We start from the raw sequence: 20,498 nt of genomic DNA, 5'->3' as shown, positions 1-20,498 counted from the left end.
CGGCCTATCCACGCATGGCGTGGATCTACTGGAAGGGATGGTGTGGATCTACTGGAAGGGATGGTGTGGATCTACTGGAAGGGATGGCGTGGATCTACCGGAAGCACGCACCGCCAGCGGCGGGCTACAGCCTCCGCCGCATCGCCACCCGCAGCTGCATCGGAAACCCCAGCGCGGCCTCCTCGGCCATCACCGCCTGCACCCCCGCTTCCCATTGCGCCTGCGGCACGCCGACGAAGCCTTCGCTGGCGTAGAAGGGCGCATTCCACGGCACGTCGGACAAAGTGGTCAGTACCGCCGAGCGGTAACCCGCGCCGCGCGCCTGTGCCAGGGCGTGGCGCAGCAGGGTACGGCCATGGCCACGCCTTGCATGCATCGGGTCCACGTCCATCTGCTGCACATGGAACTCCTCGCCCAGGGTGCCACCCAGCAGGTAACCGGCAATGCCGCCCGCGGCGGCATCCACCACCCACAGCTGCCCGCGCTGCAGGCCAGCCTGCAGCGTCGGCAGGTCCAGGCCATGGCCGGCAAACACCGGATAGGCCTCATGTCCCTTCAGCAGTTCGCCGGCGCGCTGTTCGATCGCCGGCAGCACACCGAGCTCGTCGGCGCGCGCGAGGCGCGGCTCAGGATTTCTTGACCGGGCGCTTCCAGCCATCGATGGTTTCCTGTCGTGCGCGTGCGAGTGTCAGCTTGCCGTCCGGCGCGTTGCGGGTGATGACCGAGCCGGCGGCAATGGTCGCGCCTTCGCCGATGCTCACCGGCGCCACCAGCGAACTGTTGGAGCCGATGAAGGCGTTGTCTCCGATGGTGGTGGTCGACTTGTTCACGCCATCGTAGTTGCAGGTGATGGTGCCGGCGCCAACGTTGACCCGGCTGCCGATCACCGCGTCGCCCAGGTAGGTCAGGTGGTTGGCCTTGCTGCCGACGCCGAGGGTGACCTTCTTGGTCTCGACGAAGTTGCCGACGTGCACGCCGTCGGCCAGCACCGTGCCGGGACGCAGCCGTGCGAACGGCCCGACCTGCGCTGCGCCCTCGGTGACCACGCCTTCCAGGTCGCAGTGCGCACGCACTTCGGTGCCCGGGCCGAGCGTGACATCCTTCAGGCGGTTGAACGGGCCCACGGTCACGCCGTCACCAAGCACGATGGTGCCCTCAAGAACGACATCGACATCGATCAGCACATCGCTGCCCACGGTGACGCTGCCACGGATGTCCAGCCGCGCCGGATCACGCACGCGCGCACCCTGTGCGCACAGCGCGCGCACCGCGCGGCGCTGCCAGGCACGTTCCAGCTGCGACAGCTGCCAGGGGTCGTTTGCACCCTCGGCTTCCTGCGCGTCGGCCACCAGTGCCATCTCGGCCGGCGTGTATTCGCCGGCGGCGAAGGCGAAGACATCGGTCAGGTAATACTCGCCCTGCGCATTGCTGTTGGACAGCTGCGACAGCCAGCGCCGCAGCGCGGTCGATTCGGCCGCGATGATGCCGGTATTGATGGTGCGCACGCGCAGCTGGTCGTCAGCGGCGTCCTTCTGCTCGACGATCGCGCCGACCTTGCCTTCGGCGTCGCGCAGCACGCGCCCGTACCCGCTCGGGTCCTCGACATCGGCCACCAGCACGGCCAGCCGCCCCGGCTGCGCCAGCAGGTCGCGCAGCGTCTGCGCGCGGATCAGCGGCACATCGCCGTACAGCACCAGCACCTGCGCGGCATCGGGAACCTGCGGCATCGCCTGGGCCACCGCATGGCCGGTGCCGAGCTGCTGCGCCTGTTCAGCCCACTGCAGATCGGGCTGGCCGGCAAAGTACTGCCGCACCGCTTCGCCACCATGACCGTAGACCACATGGATCGCCGCCGGCGCCAGTTCGCGCGCGGCATCGATCACGTGCGCCAGCATCGGCTGGCCGGCGATCGGCTGCAGCACTTTCGGCAGCACCGACTTCATGCGCTTGCCGGCGCCAGCGGCGAGGATGATGACGTGCAGGGGTTGGGTCATGGCAACGGCAGTCCGTGGTTCGTTACCGATGATTCTAGAGCGTAGGCCGTTAACATGGGCATCCCTCTTCCTTCACCCTGCCCATGAGCCTCGTCCGCCAGGGAAGCGCCTATCTCGTCATCGGGCTCGTGCAGCTGCTGGTCGACTGGCTGGTGTTCGTGGCCGCCACCGCGTTGGGAATGCCGGTGGCGCCGGCCAACGTCAGCGGGCGCCTGGCCGGCATGCTGCTGGGTTTCTGGCTCAACGGCCGCTACACCTTCGCCGAGGCCGGCACCCACAAGCTGGGCTGGAAGCGCTTCGCACGCTTCCTGGGGCTGTGGCTGCTGATGACCGCCGCGAGCACGCTGCTGGTGAGCCTGGTCGACCATGCGCTGGGCCTGCAGTACACCTGGCTGGCCAAGCCGCTGGTGGAAGCCGGGCTGGCCTGCGTGTCGTTCCTGCTGATGCGCTACGTGGTGTACCGCTGAGGCGGCGCCAGGACCGCGCGCAAACAAAAACGCCGGCACAGGGCCGGCGTTCTCGTGGGTATCGCGTGGACCTCAGTGCTTGAGGGTCTTGCGCAGGCGCTCCAGCGCCTGCAGCTGGACGACGGCTTCGGCCAGCTTCTGCTGGGCTTCAGCCACTTCCATCGCTTCACCGCGGTTGGCCAGGATGCGCTCGGCTTCTTCCTTGGCCTTGCGGACCGAGGCTTCGTCGATGTCCTGCGCGCGGATCGCGGTGTCGGCCAGCACGGTCACCACCTGCGGCTGCACTTCCAGGATGCCGCCGGAAATGGCGAAATCCAGCTGCTCGCCGTTCGGCGTGGTCACCACCACCTTGCCCGGCTTCAGGCGGGTGATCAGCGGCGCGTGCTTGGGCGCGATGCCCAGTTCGCCCAGCTCACCGGTGGCCACGACCAGGGTCGCTTCGCCACGGAAGATTTCCTGCTCGGCGCTGACGATGTCGCAACGGATCGTGCTCATGCAAATCTCTTCGCTGTTCGCGGCGGCGCAATGCCACCGTGGGAGTCCACCGGCGCGGGCAGGTGCCCGGCGCCGGCGTCAGGTCGGGCAGGATCGCTCCCGCCCGTCCCGGATCAGGCCTTCTCGGCCATCTTCTTGGCCTTCTCGACCGCTTCTTCGATGCCGCCGACCATATAGAACGCCTGCTCCGGCAGGTGGTCGTACTCGCCATCGACGATGGCCTTGAAGCCACGGATGGTGTCCTTCAGCGGCACGTACTTGCCCGGCGAGCCGGTGAACACTTCGGCCACGTGGAACGGCTGGCTGAAGAAGCGCTCGATCTTACGGGCGCGCGACACGGCCTGCTTGTCCTCTTCGGACAGTTCGTCCATGCCCAGGATCGCGATGATGTCCTTCAGTTCCTTGTACTTCTGCAGGGTCTGCTGGACGCGCTGGGCGGTGTCGTAGTGTTCGTGGCCGATGACCAGCGGGTCCATCTGGCGGCTGGTGGAGTCCAGCGGATCGACGGCCGGGTAGATACCCAGCGAGGCGATCGAACGCGACAGGGTGACGGTCGAGTCCAGGTGGGCGAAGGTGGTCGCCGGCGACGGGTCGGTCAGGTCGTCCGCGGGAACGTAGACGGCCTGGATCGAGGTGATCGAACCATTCTTGGTCGAGGTGATGCGCTCCTGCAGGACGCCCATTTCCTCGGCCAGGGTCGGCTGGTAACCCACGGCGGACGGCATGCGGCCCAGCAGTGCCGACACTTCGGTACCGGCCAGGGTGTAGCGGTAGATGTTGTCGACGAACAGCAGAACGTCCTTGCCCTTGCCGTTCTCGTCCTTCTCGTCGCGGAAGTACTCGGCCATGGTCAGGCCGGTCAGGGCGACGCGCAGACGGTTGCCCGGCGGCTCGTTCATCTGGCCGTACACCATCGCCACCTTGTCGAGGACGTTGGAGTCCTTCATTTCGTGGTAGAAGTCGTTGCCCTCACGGGTACGCTCACCCACGCCGGCGAACACGGACAGACCGCTGTGCGCCTTGGCGATGTTGTTGATCAGTTCCATCATGTTGACGGTCTTGCCGACGCCGGCGCCGCCGAACAGGCCGACCTTGCCGCCCTTGGCGAACGGGCACATCAGGTCGATGACCTTGATGCCGGTTTCCAGCAGCTCGGTGGCCGGGGACTGGTCTTCGTACGACGGGGCCGCACGGTGGATTTCCCAGCTGTCGCTGGCGGCGACCGGACCGGCTTCGTCGATCGGACGGCCCAGCACGTCCATGATGCGGCCCAGGGTGCCGGCGCCGACCGGCACCGAGATGCCACGGTCGGTGTTGGTGGCGATCAGGTTGCGCTTCAGGCCATCGGTGGAACCGAGGGCGATGGTGCGCACCACGCCGTCGCCCAGCTGCTGCTGGACTTCAAGGGTGATTTCGGTGTTGTCGACCTTCAGTGCGTCGTACACCTTCGGCACCGACTCACGCGGGAATTCGACGTCGACGACCGCGCCGATGATCTGAACGATCTTGCCCTGACTCATTGCTGCATCCTCTAAATGTGTGCTTTGAACGAACGCGGTCAGACTGCTGCCGCGCCGCCGACGATTTCGGAGATTTCCTGGGTGATCGCTGCCTGGCGCGCCTTGTTGTAGACGAGCTGCAGGGTGCCGATCAGCTTGTTGGCGTTGTCGCTCGCCGCCTTCATCGCAACCATGCGTGCTGCATGCTCGGAGGCGACGTTTTCCAGCAGTGCCTGGTACACCAGCGATTCGATGTAACGCGTCATCACGTGCTCGAGCACGGTCGCGGCATCGGGTTCGTACAGGTAATCCCAGTCGTGGTGAGCGACCTGCTTCTCAGCCGGCGGCAGCGGCAGCAGCTGATCGAAGCTGGCCTTCTGCGTCATGGTGTTCACGAAGCGGTTGTAGACCAGGTACACGCGGTCGACCTTGCCTTCGGTGAAGGCGTCGAGCATGACCTTGATCACACCGATCAGCGATTCCAGCTTCGGCACGTCGCCGATGTGGGTCACGCTGCCGACCATGTTGACCTTGACGCGGCGGAAGAAGGTCGATGCCTTCTGGCCGATGGTCACCAGGTCCACTTCCGCACCCTTGTCCTGCCATGCCTTGGCTTCGCCCAGCATCTTGCGGAACAGGTTGTTGTTCAGGCCGCCGGCCAGGCCGCGATCGGAGGAGATCACGATGAAACCGACCCGCTTGACCTGCTCGCGCTCGACCAGGAACGGATGCTGGTAATCGGTACTGGCCTGGGCCAGGTGGCCGATCACCTGCTTCATCGCCTGCGCGTACGGACGCGAGGTCTTCATCCGATCCTGCGCCTTGCGGATCTTGGAGGCCGAGACCATCTCCAGGGCGCGCGTCACCTTGCGGGTGTTCTGCACGCTCTTGATCTTGGTTTTGATTTCGCGTCCGCTTGCCATCTCTTGTTTCCCGTGGCGCGGGGCTGGTGCCCCGCGTTGTTCAACCGTTTGATCATCTGGTCCAGCGGAGCAGGGCTCCGCTCTACAGGACCGCGATTACCAGCTGCCGGTGGTCTTGAACTCGGCGATGCCCTTCTTGAAGGCACCTTCGATGTCGTTGTCCCAGCCGCCGGTGGCGTTGACCTTGCTGATCAGCTCGCCCTGGGTGTTGGCGAAGTGGGCATGCAGGCCTTCTTCGAACGCCAGCAGCTTGTTGACCGGCACGTCGTCGAGGTAACCCTCGTTGACGGCGTAGATCGACAGCGCCTGGTTGGCGATCGACATCGGCGCGTACTGCTTCTGCTTCATCAGCTCGGTGACGCGCTGGCCACGCTCCAGCTGCTTGCGGGTCGCTTCGTCCAGGTCCGAGGCGAACTGCGCGAACGCAGCCAGCTCGCGGTACTGGGCCAGCGAGATGCGGATGCCGCCCGACAGCTTCTTGATGATCTTGGTCTGGGCCGAGCCACCGACGCGCGACACCGAGATACCGGCGTTCACGGCCGGGCGGATGCCGGCGTTGAACAGGTCGGTTTCCAGGAAGATCTGGCCGTCGGTGATCGAGATCACGTTGGTCGGAACGAAGGCGGACACGTCGCCGGCCTGGGTTTCGATGATCGGCAGCGCGGTCAGCGAACCGGTCTTGCCGGTGACCTTGCCTTCGGTGAACTTCTCGACGTATTCCTCGGACACGCGGGCAGCGCGTTCCAGCAGGCGCGAGTGCAGGTAGAACACGTCACCCGGGTAGGCTTCACGGCCCGGCGGGCGCTTCAGCAGCAGCGAGATCTGGCGGTAGGCAACGGCCTGCTTGGACAGATCGTCGTACACGATCAGCGCGTCTTCGCCGCGGTCCATGAAGTACTCACCCATGGTGCAGCCCGAGTAGGCGCTGATGTACTGCATGGCAGCCGATTCGGAAGCGGTCGCGGCAACCACGATGGTGTGGGCCAGCGCGCCGTTCTCTTCCAGCTTGCGCACGATGTTGGCGATGGTCGAAGCCTTCTGGCCGATCGCAACGTACACGCACTTGATGCCGGTGCCCTTCTGGTTGATCACCGCATCGATCGCCATCGCGGTCTTGCCGGTCTGGCGGTCACCGATGATCAGCTCGCGCTGGCCACGGCCGATCGGGATCATCGAGTCGACCGACTTGTAACCGGTCTGCACCGGCTGGTCGACCGACTTGCGCCAGATCACGCCCGGAGCAACGCGCTCCACCGGAGCGGTCAGGTCGGTGCCCAGCGGGCCCTTGCCGTCGATCGGCTCGCCCAGCGCGTTGACAACGCGGCCCAGCAGTTCCGGACCGACCGGCACTTCCAGGATGCGGCCGGTGGTCTTGGCGACGTCGCCTTCGCGCAGGTGCTCGTAGTCACCCAGGACCACGGCGCCGACCGAGTCGCGCTCCAGGTTCAGGGCCAGGGCGAAGGTGTTGTTCGGCAGTTCGATCATTTCGCCCTGCATCACGTCGGCCAGACCGAAGATGCGCACGATGCCGTCGGACACGCTGGTCACGGTGCCTTCGTTGCGCGATTCCGCGGCCAGCTTGACCTTCTCGATGCGGTTCTTGATCAGTTCGCTGATTTCGGAGGGGTTGAGCGTGGTTGCCATCGTCAAGTCCTAGTGCCGGCAGCGGGGCCGGACGTTAAATGAATTCAGTTAGCGAGCGCGGTCTGCAGACGGGCCAGCTTGCCCTTCAGCGAACCATCGATGACCACGTCGCCGGCGTCGATCACGGCGCCGCCGATCAGCGAGGCATCGACCGCGGTGGTCACTTCGACCTCGCGGTTGAAGCGCTTGCGCAGCGCGACCTTGATCGCGTCCAGTTCACCGGCCGACAGTTCGGCGGCCGAGGTCACCGTGGCCTTGACCACATGCTCGGCTTCGGCGCGCAGGGCGTCGAACATGCCGGAGATCTCCGGCAGCAGCGGCAGACGATGCGAGTCGGCCAGGATGGCCAGGAAGCGCGAGTAGGTCTCGCCGTGGGTCACCGGCGCCAGCAGGGCGACGGCGTCGTCACGGCCCAGCTCCGGGTTGGCGAGCAGGGCCGCCACGCGCGGATCTGCGGCGACGTGGGCGGAGAACGCCAGGGCGTCCGACCACGGCGCGAACGCGCCTTCGTCGCGCGCGGTCGCGAACGCGGCGCGGGCGTACGGGCGGGCAAGCGTGAGGGCCTGGCTCATCCTTAGATCTCCGAGGCCAGCTCGTCGAGCAGCGCCTTGTGGGCGTTGGCGTCGATTTCGCGCTTGAGCAGCTTTTCGGCACCGGTCACGGCCAGCGCGGACACCTGCTTGCGCAGATCTTCACGGGCACGGTTGGCGGCGGCGTCGATTTCAGCCTGGGCCAGTTCCTTCTGACGGGTGGCTTCGGTGATCGCTTCGTTACGGGCAGCATCGACGATCTGGTTGGCACGCGCGTGGGCCTGATCGATGATCTCGTTGGCCTTGGTGCGGGCTTCCTTCAGCGCTTCGTTGACCTTCTCCTGCGCCTGGGCCAGATCTTTCTGGCTGCGGTCGGCAGCAGCGAGGCCTTCAGCAATCTTCTGCTGGCGCTCTTCGATCGCGTTCATCAGCGGCGGCCAGATCTTGGTCGCGATGATCCAGATCAGACCAGCGAAGGCCAGCGCCTGCGCAAGAAGGGTGAAATTGATATTCATGGTTAGCTCGATCGCTGGTTTCGGGGTGGACGCGCCGCCGTAGCGGCGCATCCGGCCTTCATCCGAAACCGGGTGCATCAGCACCCGGTCGTCTCAAACCGCTGTATCAGCCGGCCAGAGCCTTGGTGACGGCGCCAGCAAAGGCAGCCGACAGCGGGTTGGCGAAGGCCAGCAGCAGGCCAACGGCGACCGAGATGATGAACGCGGCGTCGATCAGGCCGGCGGTGATGAACATGCGGACCTGCAGGACCGGGATCAGTTCCGGCTGGCGAGCGGCCGACTCCAGGAACTTACCAGCCATGATGGCCAGACCCAGACCGGCGCCCAGCGCGGCCAGGCCGATCATGATGCCGACGGCAAGGGCGGTGGAGCTCTGAATCTGCGCGAAGTTGGTCAGGACGGCGAAGTACATGGTTATCTCCAGGAACTTAAGTTGCTAAGGGTGATGAAACGGATGAAGGTTGAAACGCGTTGAAGCTTGAAACTCAGTGAGCGTCTTCCGACAGGCTCAGGTACACGATCGACAGCATCATGAAGATGAAGGCCTGCAGCGGGATCACCAGCAGGTGGAACAGCATCCAGCCAAGGCCGAACGCACCACCGGCAATGGCACCGAAGAAACCGGCACCACCCAGCACCCAGATCAGCAGGAACACGATTTCGCCGCCGAACATGTTGCCGAACAGTCGCATCGCCAGCGAGATCGGCTTGCTCAGCCACTCGACGATGTTGAGGATCAGGTTGAACGGCATCATCCACTTGCCGAACGGCGCCGTCAGGAATTCCTTGATGAAGCCGAGCAGGCCCTTGGACTTCAGCGCGAAGAACAGCATCAGGAAGAACACGCTGATGGCCATGCCCAGGGTGGCATTGACGTCGGCGGTCGGCACCGGCTTCCAGTAGTGGATGCCCGCCCATTCCAGCGGCTTGGCGATGAAGTCGGCCGGGATCATCTTGATCAGGTTCATCATCAGGATCCAGAAGAAGATCGTGATGGCGATCGGCGTGACCAGCTTGCTCTTGCCGTGATAGGTGTCCTTGGCCTGGCGGTCGACGAACTCCAGGCAGATCTCGACGAAGGCCTGCCACTTGCCCGGCACGCCGGCGGTGGCCTTGCGGGTACCCAGCCAGAACGCGACAACGATCACCAGGCCCATCAGGACCGCGGTGAGGAAGGTATCGACGTGGATATGCCAGAACATACCCTCACCCTTGCCGACCGGCGCGGTCAGGTTGTGCAGGTGATGCTGGATGTAGCTGGTAGGGGTTAGAGCCTCGCCCGCCATGTGTCCGGAACCTTCAGTTAATTGAATTCTGTCAACGCCTGGCCATGGCCAGGACCTGGAACATCAAGCCGACGGCGATACCGGCCAACAGCGCCAGTGCAGGCAGCTTGAAGACCAGGAACCCCACCAGCAGGACGCCGAATACCACCACCCACTTGGCCACGATCGCAATGATCAGGCGAGCCATCGCCGATCCTGCGGCCAGTGCCCCGCCACCCAGTGCCATCCGCGCTGCAACCCAGCCACCGGCCGAAATGGCCACACCGGACGCCAGCGCGCCGAGGGCATATTTCGGACCTACCAGCAGGAAGGCCAGGGCCAGGACAGCCACTGCGGCCAGCGGGTAGACCGCGGCGCGCAGCATCAGTCGCCGACCCGCATCAACGGAGTTCAGCACAGGACGTCCCGCGTGGTTGCAAGTGGAGGGCTGAGGCGGCTACAGCAGGGGGGCCTCATCGAGCCGCCAAATTATAGCAATGGGACAATTTGCGAGACAACCGCTCCCTGTTCATCCCGGGAAGCCGCAAGTTGCGGTAACGGTTACATTTTTGCGTGCCACCCGGGGGACAATGACGTCCGCATGATGCTGCAGCGCAATATTGAACTTTGGTCGCAGGCCGCGGAACTTTCGCCGCACGGCCGGGTCCGATCCTGTGACCTGCCTGCAGCAACCTCGTCGACGCTCCGCCCCGCAGGTCCCACGATGGCCCCGAAGCCCGGCTCCGGGGCCATCTTTTTGCAGCGTGTCGACAGCGCTGAACCGTGCACACCCCGTGGACCATACGTTCACGGATGGTGGACGGCCCTGTCCGGCACAGTGGATTTCATTCTGATGAACCACTGCAAGGACTCTTCGATGCGCTCCGTACCCACCCTGCTCGCCCTCTCCCTGCTCGCCGCCGGCGCCTCGTTCGCCAATGCCGCCCACGCCGCCGAAGGCGATGACCGCTTCGCCCTGCGCCTGGGTGCAATGAACATCGACTCGGACAATACGATCCGCGGCAAGACCAACGTGGCCGGGCAGGACATCGGCTTCTCCGAGGACTTCAAGCTGGGGGGCAAGGAGTGGGAACCGCGCATCGACGGCATGTTCCGCATCAGCAACCGCCAGCGCCTGCTGTTCAACTACTTCAAGTACGACAAGGACCGCCGCGAGACCCTCGGCCAGGACATCTCCTTCGGTGACGTCAACGTGCCGTCCGGCAGCTTCGTCAAGGGCGAGCTGAAGTACCAGGTGGCCAGCCTGGTCTATGACTACTCGGTGGTAGATACCGATACCTTCGATCTCGGCCTGCAGATCGGCGCCGAGTACGCCAAGGTGAGCAGCAAGGCCTATGCCGACCTGGGCACGGTGTATGAAGGCCAGTTCCTCAACGAGAAGACCGACGGCGTGGCGCCGGTGGTCGGTGCACGGCTGAGCTTCACCCCGTCGGAGAAGTGGATGATCACCGTGCAGGGCCAGTACCTCAACACCCGCTGGGGCAGCTTCGACGACTACAAGGGTGACCTGAGCCGCGCCAACGCCATCGTCGACTACCGCTTCACCAGGAACTTCGGCGTGTTCGCCGGCTACGACTGGTTCAAGCTCGACGCGGACAAGAAGGGCAGCGATGGCACCATCGGCCTGAAGCAGGAATTCAAGGGTCCGGTCGCCGGCGTCAGCTTCGTGTTCTGATCCCCCGCCCCTTCCACGGCACTCTCTCTCCTGGCGCGGCCTCCGGTACATCGGGGCCGCGCTTTTTTGTTTCCGCGTCGCGCGCTTCGGCTCACGCCGGCGTCCAGGCGACACGGGCTGGCAGCGCGGCGCCAGCACCCGCGCGCGGCCCCTCAAAGCAGAAAACCCCGGCCAGGGCCGGGGTTTTCTACTCGAAGAAGGCGCGGACGCCTTACTTCTTCTTCGGCATGTACAGGTCGGTGATCGTGCCGTCGTAGATTTCCGACGCCATCGCCACCGACTCGCTCAGCGTCGGGTGGGCGTGGATGGTGTGGCCGATGTCTTCGGCCTCGGCGCCCATCTCGATCGCCAGGCCGATCTCGGCCAGCAGGTCACCGGCATGCACGCCGACGATCGCACCACCGATGATGCGGTGGGTCTCTTCGTCGAAGATCAGCTTGGTGAAGCCCTCGGTACGCCCGATGCCGATCGCACGGCCGCTGGCTGCCCACGGGAACTTGGCCACGCCGACCTTCAGGCCCTTGGCCTTGGCTTCGGTCTCGGTCACGCCGACCCAGGCGATTTCCGGGTTGGTGTAGGCCACCGACGGAATCACCCGTGCCACCCACTCCTTCTTGTGCCCGGCGGCCACTTCGGCGGCCAGCTTGCCCTCATGCGTGGCCTTGTGCGCCAGCATCGGGTTGCCGACGATGTCGCCGATGGCAAAGATGTGCGGCACGTTGGTACGCATCTGGCGATCGACCGGAATGAAGCCACGCTCGGTGACCTGCACGCCGGCCTTCTCGGCATCGATCTTCTTGCCGTTCGGCGAACGACCCACCGCCACCAGCACGCGATCGAAGGTGCCCTGCGCCAGTGCCGGCGACTGCCCTTCCTCGGCCGCGTCGAAGGTCACGGTGATGCCCTTGGCGTCGGCGGTGACACCCGAGGCCTTGGTCTTCAGGTGCACTTCGATGCCCTGCTTCTTCAGGCGGTCGGCCAGCGGCTTGACCAGGTCCTTGTCGGCGCCCGGCATCAGCTGGTCCATGAACTCGACCACGGTGACCTTGCTGCCCAGTGCGCTGTACACGGTGGCCATTTCCAGGCCGATGATGCCGCCACCGACGACCAGCAGCGAGCCCGGCACTTCGGCCAGCTCCAGCGCATCGGTGGAATCCATCACGCGCTTGTCGTCCCACGGGAAGTTCGGCAGCTTCACCGCCTGCGAACCGGCCGCGATGATGCACTTCTGGAAGCGCAGCAGCTGGGTGCTGCCATCGGCGGCGGTGATCTCCAGCTCGTTGGCCGAGAGGAACCTGCCGACGCCCTGCACATTGCGGACCTTGCGCTGCTTGGCCATGCCGGCCAGGCCCTTGGTCAGCTGGTTGACGACCTTTTCCTTGTACTCGCGCAGCTTGTCCAGGGTGATGGTCGGCTTGCCGAACTCGACGCCGAAGTCACCGGCATGGGCCACTTCGTCGATCACCGCGGCGGCATGCAGCAGCGCCTTGGACGGAATGCAGCCGACGTTGAGGCAGACGCCGCCGAGGCTGGCGTAGCGCTCGACCAGCACCGTGTCCAGGCCGACGTCGGCGGCGCGGAAGGCCGCGGTGTAGCCGCCCGGGCCCGAGCCCAGCACGACCATTTCGCATTCGATGTCGGCCGGCTTGCCGCTGGACAGCGCCGGCTTCGGCGCAGCCGGTTCGGCCGGGGCACGGTGCGACGGCGTCACCGGCGGCTTGCTGGCCGGGGCGGCTGCCACCGGGGCCGGCGCAGCGGCCTTGGCCGGGGCCTCGGCGGCACCCTCGGTTTCCAGCACCACGACCACGGCGCCTTCGGAAAGGCTGTCGCCGAGCTTGACCTTCAGTTCCTTGACCACGCCGGCGGCCGAGGACGGCACTTCCAGGGTGGCCTTGTCCGACTCCAGGGTCACCAGACCCTGATCCTTCTTCACCGTGTCGCCGACGGCGACCAACACTTCGATCACCGGCACATCGCTGTAATCGCCGATGTCGGGAACCTTGACTTCAATCGTGGCCATGGTGGGTTTTCCTCGTGCCCGGCCGGCGCCGCCGGCGGGCTGTCACTGCGTTTCGTCAGGCGGCCGCGCCAGGGGCAGCGGCCGCACGGTGGGGGCGAAGCGGGTGCCTTACAGCAGCACGCGGCGCATGTCGGCCAGTACCTGCGACAGGTACGTGGTGAAGCGTGCGGCCAGCGCGCCATCGATGACGCGGTGGTCGTAGCTCAGCGACAGCGGCAGCATCAGCTTCGGCGCGAATTCCTTGCCGTTCCAGACCGGCTGGATGGACGACTTGGAGACGCCGAGGATGGCCACTTCCGGTGCGTTGACGATCGGAGTGAACGCGGTGCCGCCGATGCCGCCCAGCGAGCTGATCGAGAAGCAACCGCCGCTCATGTCGGCCGGGCCGAGCTTGCCGTCACGCGCCTTCTTGGCCAGTTCGCCGGTTTCCTGCGCGATCTGCACCACGCCCTTCTTGTCCACGTCGCGGATGACCGGCACGACCAGGCCGTTCGGCGTATCGGCAGCGAAGCCGATGTGGAAGTACTTCTTCAGGGTCAGGTTTTCACCGCTGGCATCGAGCGACGCGTTGAATTCCGGGAACTTCTTCAGCGCCGCGGCACTGGCCTTGATCAGGAAGGCGAGCATGGTCAGCTTGATGCCGGCCTTCTCGTTCTCCTTGTTCAGCGCCACGCGCAGGCCTTCCAGGTCGGTGATGTCGGCCTGCTCGAACTGGGTGACGTGCGGGATCATCGCCCAGTTGCGGGCGAGGTTGGCGCCGGAGATCTTCTTGATGCGCGACAGCGGCTGCACTTCGGTCTCGCCGAACTTGCTGAAATCGACCTTCGGCCACGGCAGCAGGTTCAGGCCGCCACCGGCGGCGACAGCGCCACCGCCTGTGGCCGGCACGCCACCGCTGAGCGCGGCCTTGACGAACTTCTGCACGTCGGCCTTGGTGATGCGGCCGCCCTTCTCGGTACCGTTGATCTGCAGCAGGTCCACGCCCAGTTCACGGGCGAACACGCGCACCGCCGGGGTGGCGTACGGCACCTTGGCCGGCAGCACGCCATCGGCGTTGAACTGCACCGGCGGGCTGGCCGGGCTACCGGCCGACGGCGCGGCAGCCACCGGAGCAGCGGCGGCAACCGGGGCCGCCTGCACGGGCTGCGCTGCAGCCGCCGGGGCCGGGGCAGCGGCCTTGGCCGGTGCCGGGGCCGGCGCGGCAGCGCCTTCGGCCTCGATGATGGCGACCACGTTGCCCTGCGACAGGTTGTCACCCACCTTGACCTTGATCTCCTTGACCACACCGGCCACCGAAGACGGCACTTCCATGGTGGCCTTGTCGCTTTCCAGCGTGACCAGGCCCTGGTCCTTCTTGACCGTGTCGCCGACCGCAACCAGCACTTCGATGACCGGAATGCCGGCGTAATCGCCGATATCCGGCACCAGGGCTTCAACCGCGCCACCGCTGGTGGCCGGGGCTGCTGCGGCCGCGGCCGGCGCGCTCTGGGTGGCGGCCGCCGGAGCAGCGGCCTTGGCCGGTGCCGGTGCGGCGGCCGGCTTGGCGGCTTCGGCTTCACCTTCGGCCACTTCGATCAGAGCCACGACCTTGCCTTCGGACAGGCTGTCGCCAACCTTGACCTTCAGTTCCTTGACCACGCCGGCCACCGAGGACGGCACTTCCATGGTCGCCTTGTCGCTTTCCAGCGTCACCAGGCCCTGGTCCTTCCTGACCGTGTCGCCGACGGCGACAAGCACCTCGATTACCGGGATATCGCTGTAGTCACCGATATCGGGGACAAGTGCTTCCTTGATTTCGGCCATGGGGATAACTCCGGCAATCTGGTGTAGGGAAACGTCTATTGTGCGGCCAGCGGGGGCCAGCGCCAACCGTTACAGGTGTTTTCAGTACGCACGCAGCCGGGACACGCTGTTGCCCATGGGTTGCGGCCGCGACCAGTCGGTAGCGTATTGTCCGGACCATGTCCGCTTCATGTCGCCAGTGCGTCGGCCACCGGCTGCCAGGCCAGACGCAGGCGCGGCAACGACCACGCGGCATTGGCCGGGCTGGTGGAGGGCAGCGCAAGCAGCCGTGGCGGGGCCTCCAGGCGTGGCAGTACCCAGCGCTGGAAGGCCTGCATCGACGCACTGCCATTGCAGCCGATCAGCTCCAGCTCAGGAAGCGAGGCGATCAGTGCCGGCAGCGCATTGGGCACTTCCGTGCCACGCACGATGTCGGCGTCCAGGCTGCCACGCCGTTCGCATTGGCCGATCACATCCCACAGGCCCACACCCGCTTCCTGCAGGGCCTGCAGCCTGCGCGCATACGGCAATTCCAGCTCAAACCCGCAGATATCCGCCAGCAGCGGCCAGAATCGATTGCGTGGATGGGCGTAGTAACGCTGCTCCTGCAACGACGCCACGCCCGGCATCGAGCCCAGCAACAGCACCCGGCACTCCACGTTCACCTGCGCTTGCAGGCCGATGCACATCGTCGCCGTGCTCACATCTTCTCCAACTGAATGAATGTTGGCGATTGCCGAAAAGCCCATGAATACAGGCTTTTCGAGCTGATCGCTGAACAAGGAAAACCTTTTTTTAACGCGCGTCGGATTCGATTCATGTTGGGGCGACTACGGTGTGCTCGCCCCGCAACCGGGGGCCCAAAACAAGAAACATTAGGAGATACCCCCATGCGCTCCATCCGTATCCTGAGTCTCGCCCTGCTGACCTCCGCCGCGTTCGCGCCGGCCGCTTTCGCCCAGGACAGCAGCACCACCGATACCGCTTCGGGCAAGCATTTTGCCGTGGTTGGCGGCATCTCGCTGCTGCAGCCGAAGAATGATCCGATCGACGGCATCAAGAAGACCGATGGTGGCCCGGCGCCGACCGTCAGCTTCAGCTACTACGTCAACGACAACTGGGCCGTTGAACTGTGGGGCGCCGCCGACAAGTTCGACAACAAGTTCAAGGGCCCCAACAACGCCCGCGTTGGCTCGGTCGAGCAGCAGCCGGTCGCGCTGAGCGGCCAGTACCACTTCGGTCAGGCTGACAACGTGTTCCGTCCGTTCGTGGGCGTCGGTTACTACCAGTCGAGCTTCAGCAGCGAGAAGCTGGCCGACGGCAGCAGCTCCGACATCCGCCTGAAGGATGCCAAGGGCGTGATCGGCACCGTCGGTGTGGACATGAACATCAACTCCACCTGGTTCGCCCGTGCTGACGCCCGCTACATGCGCGCCCGCCCGGACGTGAAGGTTGGTGGCGAGAAGATCGGCGAAGCCAAGATGGATCCGTGGACCGTCGGCTTCGGCATCGGCGCCCGCTTCTGATCCACGCAGCACCGCTTCATTGATGTACCGCGACGGGCCCTTCGGGGCCCGTCGTCGTTTCCGTCACCCGCTGTCTGTAGAGTCGAGCCGTGCTCGACTGTTTGGAACGTGAGTCGAGTATGGCTCGACTCTAGATACAGACCGGATGCGGAGGCACGATGCACGAAATCGACCTGCTGGTGATCGGAGGCGGCATCAACGGTGCCGGCATCGCCCGTGATGCCGCGGGCCGCGGCCTGCGCGTCCTGCTGTGCGAACAGCATGACCTGGCCGCGCATACGTCCAGTGCCAGCAGCAAGCTGATCCACGGTGGCCTGCGCTATCTGGAACAGGGTGAGTTCGGCCTGGTGCGCAAAGCGCTGGGCGAGCGCGAAGTGGTGCGGCGGCAGGCACCCCACCTGGTCCATCCGTTGCGCTTCGTGCTGCCCTGGGAACCGCATCTGCGCCCACGCTGGATGCTGCGCATCGGCCTGTGGCTGTATGACCACCTCGGCCGGCGCAGCCCGGCCTTCGCCGCCTCGCGCCGGCTGGACCTGCACGCCGACGTGCTCGGCCGCTGGCTCTTGCCGGGCCTGCGGCAGGCGTTCAGTTACGCCGATGCACAGGTCGATGATGCGCGGCTGGTCCTGCTCAACGCACTGGATGCCGCCCAGCGCGGCGCGCAGGTGCAGGTACGCTGCCGCTGCACCGGGCTGCACCCCGCGCAGGGCCGCTGGCAGGCTGCATTGGAAACCGCCGATGGCCGGCAGCACAGCGTGACCGCGCGTGCCGTCGCCAATGCCGCTGGCCCTTGGGCCGGCGGCCTGCTGGAACGGATGCAGGCGCGCAGCGGTGGCCCGGCCCTGCGCCTGGTGCAGGGCAGCCACATCGTGCTGCGCCGGCCCTGGCCCGATGACAGTGCCTGCCTGCTGCAGCAGCCCGACGGCCGGGTGGTGTTCCTGCTACCGTTCGCCCACGATCACCTGCTGGTCGGCACCACCGACACCGACTACCGCGGCGACCCGGCGCGCTGCAGCGTGCTGCCTTCCGAGATCACCTACCTGTGCGAGGCCGCCAATCGTTACCTGCGTGAGCCCATCCGTGCAGGTGAGGTGGTCTGGCAGTTCGCCGGCGTACGCCCACTGCTGGCCGATCCGGACCCGCATGCGGCGAAGCTGAGCCGCGACTACCGGCTGCAGCTGCAGTCCGACCCGGCCCCGGCGCTGCATGTGCTCGGCGGCAAGCTGACCACGTACCGGGTGCTGGCCGAGGAAGCGCTGGAGCTGCTGCGCCCCGCCCTGCCCGGCATGGGACCGGCCTGGACGGCAACAGGCGACCCGCTGCCGGGCAGCGACTGGGGCGACGCCGCACAGGCACACGCACGCCTGCTGGCGCAGGCGCCCTGGTTGCCGGCCGACATCGCGCGGCGCTGGGCGGGGGCCTACGGCAGCCGCAGTGCGACGCTGTTGCAGGGCGTGCAGGGCCCGGACGATCTGGGCGAGGCGTTCGGTGCCGGCCTGCATGCGCGCGAGGTGACCTTCCTGCGCGACCACGAATGGGCACGCAGCGCGGAGGACGTGCTGTGGCGCAGGAGCAAGCTGGGGTTGCAGCTGGACCAGGCACAGATCGCGCGGCTGCGGGCATGGATGGAGCACCCCAGCCTGTAGCGCCGAGCCACGCCCGGCTGCGTTGTGCAGAAACAGCCGAGCATGGCGCGGCGCTACAGAGAGAAAGGTAAGTTACCCTGACCGCCCTACCGGAGATGCTGCATGACGCCCCGCTACGTGCTGGCCATCGACCAGGGCACCACCAGTTCGCGCGCGATCCTGTTCGACCGTGCCGGCGACATCGTCGGCAGCGCACAGCGCGAGTTCGCGCAGATCTTTCCGCAGCCGGGCTGGGTCGAGCATGACCCGCGCGAGATCCTCACCAGCGTCTATGCGACCTTGACCGAAGTGCTCAGCCGCGGCCAGATCGACCCACGCCATATCGCCGCGGTGGGCATCACCAACCAGCGCGAAACCACCGTGGTCTGGGATCGCGCCACCGGCCAGCCGATCCACAACGCCATCGTCTGGCAGTCGCGGCAGAGCCACGCCCTCTGTGAGCGGTTGAAGTCCGAGGGGCATGAAGCCCTGGTCCGCGAACGCACCGGCCTGCTGATCGACGCTTACTTCTCCGCGACCAAGGTGCGCTGGATCCTGGACCACGTGGAGGGTGCACAACAACGCGCCGAGCGGGGTGAACTGCTGTTCGGCACCATCGACAGCTGGCTGGTGTGGAACCTCAGCGGCGGCCAGGCACACGTGACCGACTACAGCAACGCCGCACGCACCCTGCTGTTCAACATCCATACGCTGGACTGGGATGATGACCTGCTGGCGCTGCTGGACATCCCGCGCGCGATGCTGCCGCAGGTGCGTGACTCCAGTTCGGTGTACGCGCATACCCGGCCGCAGTTCTTCTTCGATCATCCGATCCCGATCGCCGGCATCGCCGGTGACCAGCAGGCCGCGCTGTTCGGCCAGGCCTGCTTCCAGCCGGGCATGGTCAAGAACACCTATGGCACCGGCTGCTTCATGCTGATGCACACCGGCACGCAGGCGGTGCGTTCGCGCAACGGCCTGCTGACCACCATCGCCTGGGGCCTGGACGGGCGCGTGGAGTACGCGCTGGAGGGCTCGATCTTCATTGCCGGCTCGGTGGTGCAGTGGCTGCGCGACGGCCTGCGCATGATCGAGCGCGCCAGTGACAGCCAGGCGCTGGCGGCGCAGGTACCCGACAGTGGCGGCGCCTACCTGGTGCCGGCGTTCGTCGGCCTCGGCGCCCCCTATTGGCGCAGCGATGTACGCGGTGCGATGTTCGGCCTGACCCGTGGTACGCGCAAGGCGCACTTCGTGCGCGCGGCATTGGAGGCGATGGCCTACCAGACCCGCGACGTGCTTGATGCGATGCAGTCCGATGCCGGCATCGCACTGACCGAGCTGCGTGCCGATGGCGGTGCCATCGGCAACGACTTCCTGGCCGGCTTCCAGGCCGACATCCTCGGCGTACCGCTGCTGCGGCCCCGCTTGACCGAGACCACCGCGCTGGGCGCGGCCTACCTGGCCGGCCTGGCGGTGGGATTCTGGTCCAGCCGCGAGCAGATTGCCGCGCAATGGGGGCTGGACCGGCGCTTCGTGCCGCAGATGGACGTGGCCCGGCGCGAAAAGCTGTACGCAGGCTGGCAGCAGGCGGTCGCCGCGACCCTCGCCTTCCACGTCGATTGAAGGCCGTGCCGGCCGCTGGCCGGCTGCCGCGCAGCCGGGCATGCGCCCGGCGCTAACGGAAAGACGTTGCCGGCCAGCGGCCGGCGCTACGGTACGGTCAGAATGCCGGCAGCACCGCACCCTTGTACTTGGTCTCGATGAAGGCCTTCACCTGCGGGCTGGTCAGCGCCTTGGCCAGCTTCTGCACGCGGGCATCGTCCTTGTTGTCCGGGCGTGCGACCAGGAAGTTCACGTACGGCGAATCCTTGCTCTCGATCGCCAGCGCGTCCTTGGTCGGGTTGAGGCCGGCATCCAGCGCGTAGTTGGTGTTGATCAGGGCCAGGTCGACCTGGTCCAGCACGCGCGGCAGCATCGCCGAGTCCAGCTCGCGGAACTTCAGGTTCTTCGGGTTGGCGACGATGTCGCGCTGGGTCGACAGCGCATTGGCCGGATCCTTCAGCTCGATCACCCCGGCCTTGTGCAGCAGGATCAGCGCACGGCTGTTGTTGCTCGGGTCGTTCGGGATCACCACGTCGGCGCCCTCACGCAGCTCGGCCAGCGACTTGATCTTGCGCGAGTACGCACCGAACGGCTCGATGTGCACGCCGATCACCTTCACCAGGTCGGTCTTGCGGTCACGGTTGTAGGCATCCAGGTAGGGCTCGGTCTGGAAGTAGTTGGCATCCACCTGCTTCTGCACCAGCTGGTCGTTGGGCTGCACGTAGTCGTTGAACACGCGCACGTCCAGGTCCACGCCTTCCTGCTTGAGGATCGGCTTGACCACTTCGAGGATCTCGGCGTGCGGCACGGCCGTGGCGGCCACCACCAGCTTCTGCGAGGGCTCGCCGGACTTGCCGCAGGCGGTCAGGGCCAGCGCAGCGGCAAGCAGGGGCAGCAACAGGGTCTTCTTCATGG

The 20,498-nt window shown here is 66.1% G+C and carries 20 protein-coding genes; 5 read left to right on the top strand and 15 right to left on the bottom strand.

What is annotated here, in order from left to right:
* Window positions 1-124: 124 nt before the first annotated feature.
* Together Q0P60_RS09515 and glmU are read right to left on the bottom strand one after the other, a co-directional pair.
* Window positions 125-658, bottom strand: coding sequence for a GNAT family N-acetyltransferase (locus Q0P60_RS09515; RefSeq protein WP_294991745.1), 534 nt, complete (start codon window positions 656-658; stop codon window positions 125-127).
* On the bottom strand, window positions 627-1,994 hold the full coding sequence (gene glmU, locus Q0P60_RS09510; RefSeq protein ID WP_294991742.1) for a bifunctional UDP-N-acetylglucosamine diphosphorylase/glucosamine-1-phosphate N-acetyltransferase GlmU: 1,368 nt from the start codon (window positions 1,992-1,994) through the stop codon (window positions 627-629). The genes Q0P60_RS09515 and glmU overlap by 32 nt, the downstream gene beginning before the upstream one ends.
* A gap of 83 nt (window positions 1,995-2,077) precedes the next feature.
* Here glmU and Q0P60_RS09505 point away from each other — a divergent pair, with 83 nt between their 5' ends.
* A complete protein-coding gene (locus Q0P60_RS09505) occupies window positions 2,078-2,461 on the top strand; it encodes a GtrA family protein (protein ID WP_294991739.1) in 384 nt (127 codons plus the stop codon).
* A gap of 72 nt (window positions 2,462-2,533) precedes the next feature.
* Here the strand turns inward: Q0P60_RS09505 and Q0P60_RS09500 are convergent, their stop codons facing one another.
* From Q0P60_RS09500 to Q0P60_RS09460, 9 genes are all read right to left on the bottom strand, one after another.
* Window positions 2,534-2,956, bottom strand: coding sequence for a F0F1 ATP synthase subunit epsilon (locus Q0P60_RS09500; RefSeq protein WP_005411127.1), 423 nt, complete (start codon window positions 2,954-2,956; stop codon window positions 2,534-2,536).
* 113 nt (window positions 2,957-3,069) lie between these two features.
* On the bottom strand, window positions 3,070-4,476 hold the full coding sequence (gene atpD, locus Q0P60_RS09495; protein WP_294991733.1) for a F0F1 ATP synthase subunit beta: 1,407 nt from the start codon (window positions 4,474-4,476) through the stop codon (window positions 3,070-3,072).
* 38 nt (window positions 4,477-4,514) lie between these two features.
* Window positions 4,515-5,378, bottom strand: coding sequence for a F0F1 ATP synthase subunit gamma (gene atpG / locus Q0P60_RS09490; protein WP_006471334.1), 864 nt, complete (start codon window positions 5,376-5,378; stop codon window positions 4,515-4,517).
* Window positions 5,379-5,474: 96 nt separating this feature from the next.
* Window positions 5,475-7,022: a F0F1 ATP synthase subunit alpha gene (gene atpA, locus Q0P60_RS09485; protein WP_005419511.1), complete on the bottom strand. Its 1,548-nt coding sequence runs from the start codon at window positions 7,020-7,022 to the stop codon at window positions 5,475-5,477.
* Window positions 7,023-7,066: 44 nt separating this feature from the next.
* Complete coding sequence (locus Q0P60_RS09480; RefSeq protein WP_197605859.1) at window positions 7,067-7,594, bottom strand: F0F1 ATP synthase subunit delta; 528 nt, start codon at window positions 7,592-7,594, stop codon at window positions 7,067-7,069.
* Window positions 7,595-7,596: 2 nt separating this feature from the next.
* A complete protein-coding gene (locus Q0P60_RS09475; protein ID WP_005419512.1) occupies window positions 7,597-8,067 on the bottom strand; it encodes a F0F1 ATP synthase subunit B in 471 nt (156 codons plus the stop codon).
* A gap of 106 nt (window positions 8,068-8,173) precedes the next feature.
* A complete protein-coding gene (atpE, locus tag Q0P60_RS09470) occupies window positions 8,174-8,479 on the bottom strand; it encodes a F0F1 ATP synthase subunit C (RefSeq protein WP_005411133.1) in 306 nt (101 codons plus the stop codon).
* Window positions 8,480-8,552: 73 nt separating this feature from the next.
* Window positions 8,553-9,353, bottom strand: a complete 801-nt coding sequence (gene atpB, locus Q0P60_RS09465; RefSeq protein WP_049466592.1) for a F0F1 ATP synthase subunit A — start codon at window positions 9,351-9,353, stop codon at window positions 8,553-8,555.
* 31 nt (window positions 9,354-9,384) lie between these two features.
* Window positions 9,385-9,750, bottom strand: a complete 366-nt coding sequence (locus tag Q0P60_RS09460; RefSeq protein WP_006394654.1) for a hypothetical protein — start codon at window positions 9,748-9,750, stop codon at window positions 9,385-9,387.
* Between the two features lie 459 nt (window positions 9,751-10,209).
* Here Q0P60_RS09460 and Q0P60_RS09455 point away from each other — a divergent pair, with 459 nt between their 5' ends.
* Window positions 10,210-11,028 carry a hypothetical protein gene (locus tag Q0P60_RS09455; RefSeq protein WP_294991709.1) on the top strand — a complete coding sequence of 273 codons (819 nt, stop codon included), beginning with the start codon at window positions 10,210-10,212 and terminating at the stop codon, window positions 11,026-11,028.
* 211 nt (window positions 11,029-11,239) lie between these two features.
* On the opposite strand, the gene lpdA is transcribed toward Q0P60_RS09455, so the two are convergent.
* The 3 genes from lpdA to Q0P60_RS09440 all read right to left on the bottom strand — a co-directional run bounded on the left by lpdA (window position 11,240) and on the right by Q0P60_RS09440 (window position 15,534).
* On the bottom strand, window positions 11,240-13,048 hold the full coding sequence (gene lpdA / locus Q0P60_RS09450) for a dihydrolipoyl dehydrogenase (RefSeq protein WP_294991704.1): 1,809 nt from the start codon (window positions 13,046-13,048) through the stop codon (window positions 11,240-11,242).
* A gap of 108 nt (window positions 13,049-13,156) precedes the next feature.
* Window positions 13,157-14,851, bottom strand: a complete 1,695-nt coding sequence (gene aceF / locus Q0P60_RS09445) for a dihydrolipoyllysine-residue acetyltransferase (protein ID WP_294991700.1) — start codon at window positions 14,849-14,851, stop codon at window positions 13,157-13,159.
* A 167-nt stretch (window positions 14,852-15,018) separates the two neighbouring features.
* Window positions 15,019-15,534 carry a DNA-deoxyinosine glycosylase gene (locus tag Q0P60_RS09440; RefSeq protein ID WP_294991697.1) on the bottom strand — a complete coding sequence of 172 codons (516 nt, stop codon included), beginning with the start codon at window positions 15,532-15,534 and terminating at the stop codon, window positions 15,019-15,021.
* Window positions 15,535-15,720: 186 nt separating this feature from the next.
* Here Q0P60_RS09440 and Q0P60_RS09435 point away from each other — a divergent pair, with 186 nt between their 5' ends.
* From Q0P60_RS09435 to glpK, 3 genes are all read left to right on the top strand, one after another.
* Window positions 15,721-16,356 carry an OmpW family outer membrane protein gene (locus Q0P60_RS09435; RefSeq protein WP_294991692.1) on the top strand — a complete coding sequence of 212 codons (636 nt, stop codon included), beginning with the start codon at window positions 15,721-15,723 and terminating at the stop codon, window positions 16,354-16,356.
* A 158-nt stretch (window positions 16,357-16,514) separates the two neighbouring features.
* Window positions 16,515-18,002 carry a glycerol-3-phosphate dehydrogenase gene (gene glpD, locus Q0P60_RS09430; protein WP_294991687.1) on the top strand — a complete coding sequence of 496 codons (1,488 nt, stop codon included), beginning with the start codon at window positions 16,515-16,517 and terminating at the stop codon, window positions 18,000-18,002.
* A 102-nt stretch (window positions 18,003-18,104) separates the two neighbouring features.
* On the top strand, window positions 18,105-19,604 hold the full coding sequence (gene glpK / locus Q0P60_RS09425; protein WP_294991684.1) for a glycerol kinase GlpK: 1,500 nt from the start codon (window positions 18,105-18,107) through the stop codon (window positions 19,602-19,604).
* A 97-nt stretch (window positions 19,605-19,701) separates the two neighbouring features.
* Here glpK and Q0P60_RS09420 read toward each other — a convergent pair whose 3' ends face one another.
* A complete protein-coding gene (locus tag Q0P60_RS09420; RefSeq protein WP_294991682.1) occupies window positions 19,702-20,496 on the bottom strand; it encodes a MetQ/NlpA family ABC transporter substrate-binding protein in 795 nt (264 codons plus the stop codon).
* Between the last annotated feature and the right edge of the window lie 2 nt (window positions 20,497-20,498).

This window comes from uncultured Stenotrophomonas sp., from assembly GCF_945952405.1.
In the GTDB taxonomy this organism is placed as follows: Bacteria; Pseudomonadota; Gammaproteobacteria; order Xanthomonadales; family Xanthomonadaceae; genus Stenotrophomonas.
This window is presented reverse-complemented; position numbering and strand designations above follow the sequence as displayed.

Excerpts from the sequence above, each read along its gene's own strand:
- Q0P60_RS09515 (WP_294991745.1), bottom strand. The coding sequence starts at position 658 with ATGGCTGGAAGCGCCCGGTCAAGAAATCCTGAGCCGCGCCTCGCGCGC.
- glmU (WP_294991742.1), bottom strand. The coding sequence starts at position 1,994 with ATGACCCAACCCCTGCACGTCATCATCCTCGCCGCTGGCGCCGGCAAG.
- Q0P60_RS09505 (WP_294991739.1), top strand. The coding sequence starts at position 2,078 with ATGAGCCTCGTCCGCCAGGGAAGCGCCTATCTCGTCATCGGGCTCGTG.
- Q0P60_RS09500 (WP_005411127.1), bottom strand. The coding sequence starts at position 2,956 with ATGAGCACGATCCGTTGCGACATCGTCAGCGCCGAGCAGGAAATCTTC.
- atpD (WP_294991733.1), bottom strand. The coding sequence starts at position 4,476 with ATGAGTCAGGGCAAGATCGTTCAGATCATCGGCGCGGTCGTCGACGTC.
- atpG (WP_006471334.1), bottom strand. The coding sequence starts at position 5,378 with ATGGCAAGCGGACGCGAAATCAAAACCAAGATCAAGAGCGTGCAGAAC.
- atpA (WP_005419511.1), bottom strand. The coding sequence starts at position 7,022 with ATGGCAACCACGCTCAACCCCTCCGAAATCAGCGAACTGATCAAGAAC.
- Q0P60_RS09480 (WP_197605859.1), bottom strand. The coding sequence starts at position 7,594 with ATGAGCCAGGCCCTCACGCTTGCCCGCCCGTACGCCCGCGCCGCGTTC.
- Q0P60_RS09475 (WP_005419512.1), bottom strand. The coding sequence starts at position 8,067 with ATGAATATCAATTTCACCCTTCTTGCGCAGGCGCTGGCCTTCGCTGGT.
- atpE (WP_005411133.1), bottom strand. The coding sequence starts at position 8,479 with ATGTACTTCGCCGTCCTGACCAACTTCGCGCAGATTCAGAGCTCCACC.
- atpB (WP_049466592.1), bottom strand. The coding sequence starts at position 9,353 with ATGGCGGGCGAGGCTCTAACCCCTACCAGCTACATCCAGCATCACCTG.
- Q0P60_RS09455 (WP_294991709.1), top strand. The coding sequence starts at position 10,210 with ATGCGCTCCGTACCCACCCTGCTCGCCCTCTCCCTGCTCGCCGCCGGC.
- lpdA (WP_294991704.1), bottom strand. The coding sequence starts at position 13,048 with ATGGCCACGATTGAAGTCAAGGTTCCCGACATCGGCGATTACAGCGAT.
- aceF (WP_294991700.1), bottom strand. The coding sequence starts at position 14,851 with ATGGCCGAAATCAAGGAAGCACTTGTCCCCGATATCGGTGACTACAGC.
- Q0P60_RS09435 (WP_294991692.1), top strand. The coding sequence starts at position 15,721 with ATGCGCTCCATCCGTATCCTGAGTCTCGCCCTGCTGACCTCCGCCGCG.
- glpD (WP_294991687.1), top strand. The coding sequence starts at position 16,515 with ATGCACGAAATCGACCTGCTGGTGATCGGAGGCGGCATCAACGGTGCC.
- glpK (WP_294991684.1), top strand. The coding sequence starts at position 18,105 with ATGACGCCCCGCTACGTGCTGGCCATCGACCAGGGCACCACCAGTTCG.
- Q0P60_RS09420 (WP_294991682.1), bottom strand. The coding sequence starts at position 20,496 with ATGAAGAAGACCCTGTTGCTGCCCCTGCTTGCCGCTGCGCTGGCCCTG.